General features: G+C 38.8%; 8 protein-coding genes and 1 pseudogene. 4 read left to right on the top strand and 5 right to left on the bottom strand.

The genetic code is table 11. The features are described from left to right. The 4 genes and pseudogenes from Q0L68_RS12915 to Q0L68_RS12900 all read right to left on the bottom strand — a co-directional run. Positions 1 to 252 (bottom strand): annotated as a pseudogene (locus Q0L68_RS12915) (D-aminoacylase); the annotation flags it as partial. A 57-nt stretch (positions 253 to 309) separates the two neighbouring features. After that, positions 310 to 1,212: a TIR domain-containing protein gene (locus tag Q0L68_RS12910; protein WP_296703806.1), complete on the bottom strand. Its 903-nt coding sequence runs from the start codon at positions 1,210 to 1,212 to the stop codon at positions 310 to 312. A 151-nt stretch (positions 1,213 to 1,363) separates the two neighbouring features. Continuing rightward, complete coding sequence (locus Q0L68_RS12905) at positions 1,364 to 2,299, bottom strand: FAD-dependent oxidoreductase (protein ID WP_296703803.1); 936 nt, start codon at positions 2,297 to 2,299, stop codon at positions 1,364 to 1,366. Positions 2,300 to 2,346: 47 nt separating this feature from the next. Continuing rightward, entirely contained in the window at positions 2,347 to 3,354 is a 1,008-nt protein-coding gene (locus Q0L68_RS12900; protein ID WP_296703801.1) for a metallophosphoesterase, read from the bottom strand. Between the two features lie 232 nt (positions 3,355 to 3,586). On the opposite strand from Q0L68_RS12900, the gene Q0L68_RS12895 reads away from it, so the two are divergent. The 4 genes from Q0L68_RS12895 to Q0L68_RS12880 all read left to right on the top strand — a co-directional run bounded on the left by Q0L68_RS12895 (position 3,587) and on the right by Q0L68_RS12880 (position 7,644). Then, positions 3,587 to 4,351, top strand: a complete 765-nt coding sequence (locus Q0L68_RS12895) for a cytochrome b/b6 domain-containing protein (RefSeq protein WP_296703799.1) — start codon at positions 3,587 to 3,589, stop codon at positions 4,349 to 4,351. A gap of 94 nt (positions 4,352 to 4,445) precedes the next feature. Next, positions 4,446 to 5,189, top strand: coding sequence for a molybdopterin-dependent oxidoreductase (locus Q0L68_RS12890; RefSeq protein WP_296703796.1), 744 nt, complete (start codon positions 4,446 to 4,448; stop codon positions 5,187 to 5,189). Between the two features lie 113 nt (positions 5,190 to 5,302). Further along, on the top strand, positions 5,303 to 7,135 hold the full coding sequence (locus tag Q0L68_RS12885) for a rhamnogalacturonan lyase (RefSeq protein WP_296703794.1): 1,833 nt from the start codon (positions 5,303 to 5,305) through the stop codon (positions 7,133 to 7,135). A 59-nt stretch (positions 7,136 to 7,194) separates the two neighbouring features. Continuing rightward, positions 7,195 to 7,644 carry a KTSC domain-containing protein gene (locus Q0L68_RS12880; RefSeq protein ID WP_296703791.1) on the top strand — a complete coding sequence of 150 codons (450 nt, stop codon included), beginning with the start codon at positions 7,195 to 7,197 and terminating at the stop codon, positions 7,642 to 7,644. A gap of 68 nt (positions 7,645 to 7,712) precedes the next feature. Here Q0L68_RS12880 and Q0L68_RS12875 read toward each other — a convergent pair. Next, positions 7,713 to 8,075 (bottom strand): PQQ-binding-like beta-propeller repeat protein (locus Q0L68_RS12875; RefSeq protein WP_296703789.1); only part of this gene is annotated, 363 nt, incomplete at its 5' end.

Here is an 8,075-nt window from a genome sequence, read left to right as displayed (position 1 = left end):
AAAGCCGGGTGCCACAACCAAGCCAGAGGCATCGATTTCTATTTCTCCAGTTGCCCCCTCCAGAGTTCCAGTTGCTGCAATAGTATCTGCATTTATTCCTATGTCTCCAACGTAAGAGGCATTACCGGAACCATCTGCGATTTGGCCATTTTTAATTAAAACATCGAATTCTTCGGGTGATGAACAGGAAATCAGAAAAAGTGTAATGAAGGATAAAATAGGAAGAGTTCTCATAAAGTGATATGTAGCCAAGTTTTGTTGAAAAAACGTATTCAACAATTTATTGTAAATAGGAGTGTATTCTTTTTCTCAAAGTCTCTTTTTGACAAAGTCACTAATTGCGGTTTCAATTGGGCTAATATCATTTCTGTCAATAAGATTTAAATAAATGTTTCCTCCGAGGTCAGCAGGCATTTTAGCTCCTTCCTCTTTTATGATTAATACACGTTTTCTACCTTTTGATGCAGTAAAATAACCTGCTTCGAAAACTACATTATCTCTTGGTGCAGCTTTTATTTCACTTCCTTCAATTGTGTTGTCGTCTTTAGTAAATAAGAAGATTCCCCCGCTACAAAGTTTACTTGCTGTTTCAATTTCATCGATAATTATCCCCGCTGCGGCAAAGTCCATTTCCCAATTTCTGACGGTTAAACCAAGCTTTTGAGTTAAAAATAAATGAATTGCTAGAGCCGTATTTCGAGCTTTGCTACTATATCCAAGAAACAAGTCAGACCGTTCGTTGAGTTGGTCAGCCCAAAACCCAAACCTCTGGTTAAATGCATCTTGTTCAAGCCAATTTGGATCTGCACCTGATGGGATATATATTATCGGATGTCCTGCACCGGTCCAAGTTAAACCTCTATCAACAATTCCTCTTTCAGCTAAAATTAGGAGCGGTAATTTTAGAGTTGTTGCAATTGCCCCTTCAATTTGAGCATATTCACTTGCTAAAATATAATTGACTCCATCTTCATTTTTGAAATTCCATCTAGGCAAAGCAATCACAACTGCACCTATGCAACTATTCATAATATCAATTACATTTCGCAGCGACCATGCCATTGAAGCTGCTGTTCCTTTGTGAAAAAACATCTCAGGTTGTAAGCCAAGACTTTCAATTTTTTCAATTACTTTTTGCTGTAGCTCTATTCGTTTAGAATCAAGTAATTCTGGATTTACAAAACTTATGAAAACACGTCTTTTATGGCTCATAGCAAAAACAGTTATTCATCAATTTAAGAATATTTGAGGGGGTTTTTTAAGTATTTGAAATTTTAATGGTACAATAATTTAATGGTTTTCTAATTTTCATTCAAAAAATGGCTTAGGTTATTTTTCTTTTCTGAAACTTAGATTCAAAGTATTAAGTCTTACTTAAAATTTCGGCAACTTCCATTGCACAGCCCCAAGCCACAGTATATCCGGCACCTCCATGTCCATAATTATGAAAAATGGTTGGGTATTTTGGGTCAAACTCAAAGCGAACAGAACTTCTTTTTGGTCTTAATCCTACCAATACTTCCTTGATTTGTGGGTTTTGCTGGATCCCACTTGCATTGAATCTTTCCAGGATTTTATCTGTATCAGCCGGCTCTGTATTTTCATTCCAATCGTCCTCGTAATCTGTTCCTCCGATTATTGTATCCTCAGATCTATTAATCACATATAAAAGAGCTCCTTTTTTTGTTGGATCAGCAAAAGAAGGTAATTCCATTTTTTCGCAGCGCAAGATTTGACCTCGCATAGGATGTAAATCATTATCCTCACAAAGTGCTTTGGCTCCCAATCCTGTGCAATTAATCACCCAATCACCCAATCCAGAAACTTCTTCTAAAGAGCCTATTTCCCGATTTTCAAAAAGACCTCCATTCGCTAAAAATTTTTCGAACAAATAAGGTAAATACAATCGAGGTTCGGCTAATGGAACTTCTCCAATAAATGCCATTTCTATACCTTGAGGTAATTCGTTTTTTCTAGCTTCCCGGACTTTTCCGAGAGGTAATTGTTTAATCCAATCATTATTACTTTTATCAGTATAGGCATTCAAAAACGGTAAAAAGGTTATACCGATTTCGGGATTTGCCTCTGCTAAATATCGCTTGTAAGCCAAGCTGGCCCAAAAATTAGTTTTCTCAATAGGTTGAATTTCATAAGGAAACCAAATCGCGCCTACTTTATTGGAAAGCGTTTTTTCAAATTTTTCTTTGGCAACTATTTTAACTTCAAAACCCGACTCCTGAAGAATAATAGCTGAAGTCAAACCAATAATACCGGAACCCACAACAGTGACTGATTTCATGGCAATTAGATCTTTTTTATGAATTGTCTGTCCATAATGATTTTTGCCTAGAAGTTTTTTCTAGCCTGATTCAAACTATCATAAACAACCGCAACTTTCCCGGTTTCGTCTAAAATTCCTTCCATTTTTAAGGTAGTGATCACAGGTTCTTTATCCATTCTAACCAAAGTAACCTCGTCAAAAGCCATGGAGTCCCTGGGGTTTTGAGAACCTCCTGTCGTTCCGAGCATGATGTAATCACGATCTTGTCTTTTGCGATGAGAATAGGAGTGAACATGTCCATTAAATACTGTGTAGGGTCTGTTGACCAATAGTGCTTCCAATCTTTCCAGGCCTTTCCCATCCTCATGCTTCCAAAGTGGTTTGTGCATCAAAAGAAAAGTCCATTTTACATTGGGATACTTTTCAAGAACTGCTTTAAAATACTCAACTTGTCCATCACTCATTCCGCCTATATTACGTTCTTCCATTTTGAAATAATCGGATTCTTCATAGATACCCTCGATTTCTCCATCTATAATTTGCAATGCTTTTGCCCTAGCCTGATAGATTTCCAACATGCGCTGCTCCTCATAATCTTCTGAGTCCAACATCAAAAACAAGACATTTTGATAGACAAAATGATAGTACCTTTTCCCGAATCGGTTTTCCCAAAATCTACGCATCACAGGATTGGTTAAGTCATGATTTCCTCCAAGGTGGAAAAATGGCATATTCAAATTGGAAGTTCTGCCGTCAAAAGAGTCCCATTCCTTTTTCAGCTGAAGCGTATCTTCCGTACCACCTTCGATCAGATCACCTACACTCAGCACGAAAGTTGGATCTAAGCGATTTAACTGACCCACTGCAGTTCCATAGATATTGGGTCGCTCACCACCCGTCAGGTCTGAGATTATTGCAAAAGTGAAATCCTCTTCTTCGAGTTCAAAGCTTTCACTGGTCCATGGAGTGGGGCCATCTATAATGTCATGTTCAAACTGTGGTTTAATTTCCGTAGGAGCCGAGCAGGAAAAAACCAGAAGTAAAAGTAGGAGAGGTTGAAGCTTAAGATTCATGGTAGCTTTGGGGATAAGGGGTTTTAATTCAATTTCTCGAATCAATAGGATTCAATTTAGTCTAAAAAATCGATCTTGAATTTTCTGAAAATGAAATCAAGTCGTTGGACAGATGAGAATTTCTAAATTGTAGGCCCAAGATTATTCAAGGAATAGTGCAATCATGAGTTTTTAGAATAAAATAGTACATTTAAATACAAGGGGTTCCACACAAAAACTATTGCTGTATTTTATGAATACTTCTGGTGAGCAAAATTCAATAAAGGCAAAACACAAACCATGGGTAAAAACCTCCCATTGGATTATTACTTTAAGTTTTTTGATTTTGGTATTTACGGGAATAGAAATTTTAATGGTTCATCCCAGATTGTATTGGGGAGAAGTGGGGAATGAATTGACTCCTGCCTTTATGGAGCTTCCTATCAGTAGAAATCACCAAAGATCAGACTGGGAGGAGCAGATTCCGTTTTTTGAAAGTCAAGATTCCCCGGTAAGCGCAGGTAGAAATGGGGAAGAAGAAATGTTTAATGAAAATGGATGGGGTAGAAGCCTTCATTTTTTGGCTGCATGGTTCCTTGTTGTAACAGGTTTAATCTATTTGATCTTAGGAATATTTAGTGGTCACTTTAGCAAACATATTTGGCCAAGACTTAAAGAATTAACTCCGTCTAGATTTTGGAATGATGTAAAAGATCACTTTCGAATGAAAATTTCTCCTCCTACAGGTGGTCCTCAATATGGACTCATGCAAAAACTTTCGTACATGGCTATTATTTTCATTTCTCTGCCCATGGCAATCATTACCGGATTTACCATGTCTCCCGCCTTAACGGCTGCATTTCCTTTTCTTTTGGAAATTTTCGGAGGATATCAAACAGCCCGAACAATCCATTTTTTCACCTCATTATCTCTAGAAATCTTTCTGGTTGTCCATTTGATGATGATCATATTGTCGGGTTTCAAAGACCAAATGAAATATATGACTTTAGGAAAATAGCCATGAAATCAAGCATTACTCAAAATGTCAATACTGGAATGATTATTATATATGCGAGATTCCATGTGGCCAATTAATATCAAGTTATAAGCACATGAAAAAGAAGCAAATTATTACTCGACGCGCAGCAATTACAACAGGAATGGCAGCTATTGGGGCTTTAATAATTCCTGGTTGTAAACAACCCATGCCTCCGAATTATGGGAATATACTTCGGATGGGGGATAATTTCACCTATGCCGCACATCGCGCTTTACTTCCAGGTCAATCTTTAGCTAAAGAGTATAGTTTCAGTGATATCTCTTCCATGCCTGCAACAGGCACTATAAATCCTGCCGATTCATCTAAAGAATATTTCAGCGAAAATTATGAGAAACATCTCCGTACTGGATTTGAGAATTGGAGTCTACCTGTGGAGGGACTTGTGGCAAGACCTACAAATTATTCTCTGAGTCAACTCAAGAGTTTCGCAGCAAGAACTCAAATCACGAGACATACCTGCGAAGAGGGCTGGACAGCAATTGCAGAATGGACCGGGTTGCCGCTAGGTACCTTACTCGAACATGCAGGGATTTCTCCAAAAGCTCGCTGGGTAAATTTTTATTCCTACGATGGTTGGTTGGATTGTATTGATCTGCTGGATGCTTTTCATCCGCAAACCATTTTGGCTTATGGCATGAATGGGAAAAATCTATCCATTCCACATGGTGCTCCTCTTCGATTGAGGCTGGAAAGACAAATAGGTTTTAAAAGCATGAAATTTCTGGAGAAGATTGTTGTTTCCGAGGTATACATAGATCCGGGAGATTTTGGATGGGCATGGTATAACGGTTTTTAACTTAGGCTACTCCATCATTAAGGTTTCTGATTAACGGTAAAGCCTGTTTGCCATTCTTTAATAGATTTGTTTAGAGAGATTTAAATGAAACTGAACTCTTTAAACTAGATCTTATGAAAATTGCACCTTTTATTTTCTGTCTGAGCTTTTTTTCGATCCCTATACTTTTAAGTGCCCAGCGTCAAATGGAAAATCTTGATAGAGGTGTGGTGGCTACAAAAACTGACAATCAGGAGGTTTTTGTAAGTTGGCGTTTGTTTCAAGAAGATCAGGAAAACTTGGCTTTTAATCTCTATCGTGAAAATGGGAAAGGTGAGGTGGTCAAAGTTAATAATGAACCTATTCTTAAAGTTTCTTGGTTTCAGGATCAATCCTTTGATCCTTCCCAAAGGAACACTTGGTTTATAAAATCAATTGTAGGAAATGAGGAGTCGGATGAAAAAGGCAGTTTTTCAATTGCTGCCTCCTCAGAAGCAAAACCCTATTTTTCTATTCCTCTTCAAAAACCCGAAGGCTATGCTCCTAATGACGTTTCGATTGGGGATTTGGATGGAGATGGGCAATTTGAAATAGTTGTTCATCAAGTTGGACAAAGTCGAGATAATTCTCAAAAGGGACTTACTGATCCCCCGATTTTTCAGGCATATAAACTAGATGGTACTTTTCTTTGGGAAATAAACCTGGGTAAAAATATCCGTGAGGGAGCGCATTATACACAGTTTATGGTATTTGACTTGGATGGGGATGGCAAAGCAGAATTTGCGTGCAAAACAGCAGATGGAACAACTGATGCCTTGGGAAATGTAATCGGTGATCCGGCAAAGGATTGGAGGGATTTGGATGAAGAGTCAAGAACTTTTGGTAAAATACTATCAGGGCCTGAATTTCTGACAGTTTTCGAGGGAAGCACTGGAAAAGCCCTACACACAGTGGACTATATCCCAGGTCGAGGAAATATCGGTGAATGGGGAGGCATAGGAGGGAATGGCGGAAATGATAATACCGGAAATCGAGTGGATCGTTTTACCGCCTGCGTAGCTTATCTAGATGGAATTCATCCTAGTTTGGTCATGGGGAGAGGGTATTATGGACGCACTGTGTTGGCAGCTTTTGATTTTAAAAATGGCGAACTGGAAAGTCGCTGGGTCTTTGATTCCAAAGATGGAAAGAATCCCTATTCTGGAATGGGAAATCATGGGCTTTCTGTAGCAGATGTTGATTTCGATGGGAAGGATGAAATTGTCTTTGGAGCGATGGTTGTGGATGAAACAGGAGAAGGTTTATACACAACTGGATTCAGGCATGGAGATGCGCTTCATGTAAGTGATCTTGACCCTACTACTCCCGATTTGGAAGTTTTTGGAATTCATGAAATTGAGGAAGGTACGAAAGGGCCTGGGGTGGTACTTTTTAATGCCAGAAATGGAGAAGTTCTTTTTGAGGCAGCTCAAGATACTGATGTAGGCCGCGGGGTGGCTGGAAATATTGATTCTTCCCGAGTTGGAGCACAAATGTGGTGGTCAGGGGATCCAAACCTATATGATCTCAGTGGAAATGTAATTGGAGAAGCTCCAAAGGAGAAAAACTTTCTTATCTGGTGGGATGGGGATCTTTCCCGGGAAATTCTGGATAGAAATTATATTGTGAAATATGGGAAAGGAGTGATTTTCGAAGCAGAAGGGGCAACCTCAAACAATGGTACAAAAGCAACGCCTGCTTTATCCGGAGATATCCTTGGTGACTGGCGCGAAGAGTTGATCCTGAGAAGCGAAGACAATACTGAACTTAGAATTTACTCTAGCACGATCCCGACTGATTTTAAAATGCCAACTCTTCTACAAGATTCTCAATACCGATTAAGTCTCGCTTGGCAAAATGTGGGCTATAATCAGCCGCCCCATCCTAGTTTTTATGTTGGAACTGGGATGAATAAATTTAAAGAATAGCAGGATGGTGCTTCCTGAAGAATAAAGACGTACGTTTGCGCCCGCAAATAAAATGTCAGATGAAAAGAATCAACGAATACAAGAAACTCTTTAAAGTTGAAAAGGAAATAGACTTAAAGACTTTAAAGAAAACGTATCGGGATTTGGTGAAAGAGTGGCATCCTGACAAATTTCAAGAGGGTGATCCGTTAAAACTGGAAGCAGAAATCCAAAGCCGAAAGATTATTGATGGCTATCATTTTTTAGTGAGCATTGCTCCTGAAACATTAGAAGTTAACTTAGAAAATTACAACGAGAGTATTAACAATGCAGGTATTGCAGATTATCATCACAAAGGATTAGTATTGGAAATTACATTTCTGGACGGGACGACTTACGAATACTTCGGTGTGACCTCTCAGGTCTACCAAAAAATGATTAATAGCGATAAGATTAACCGTTTTGCAAAACGAGCCATTTACCCGAATTATATCTATAGAAAATCCAAAAGAAGTTTAGAGGTAGTTTAATCGGTTTTTACCTAATCCTTAGTTTAATTAGTTTCCTTTTGGAAACATAAGTAGCTTAAAAAGCTGGTCTAATTCTTCACTTTGAAAGCCAGTAACATGTTTCCTGGCATTTGTCCAAACATACCGTAGCCGGAACTGACGTAAAGCATTCCATCTGCAACTACTGGTGAAGGTCCATCAATCGATCCACCCCTGCCTTTTTGCCCATTTACAGTTTCATATTCTCTTACTGTATCAAATTCCCAGAGAACGGTTCCATTTTCGGTGCTGTAAGCGCGAACAAATCCATTAAGATCTCCTTCGAATACGACTCCTGGAGTGACAGTTGGTGCGGAGGAATTTGATTGCTGACAGACTTCTCGTGTTTTTGAGTCACAAGGTGGAGGGGAAACACTCCATACTTTTTCTCCGCTTTGCAAACTTAGAGCATA

The organism is Algoriphagus sp. (genome assembly GCF_024642405.1).
Taxonomy (GTDB): domain Bacteria; phylum Bacteroidota; class Bacteroidia; order Cytophagales; family Cyclobacteriaceae; genus Algoriphagus.
This window is presented reverse-complemented; position numbering and strand designations above follow the sequence as displayed.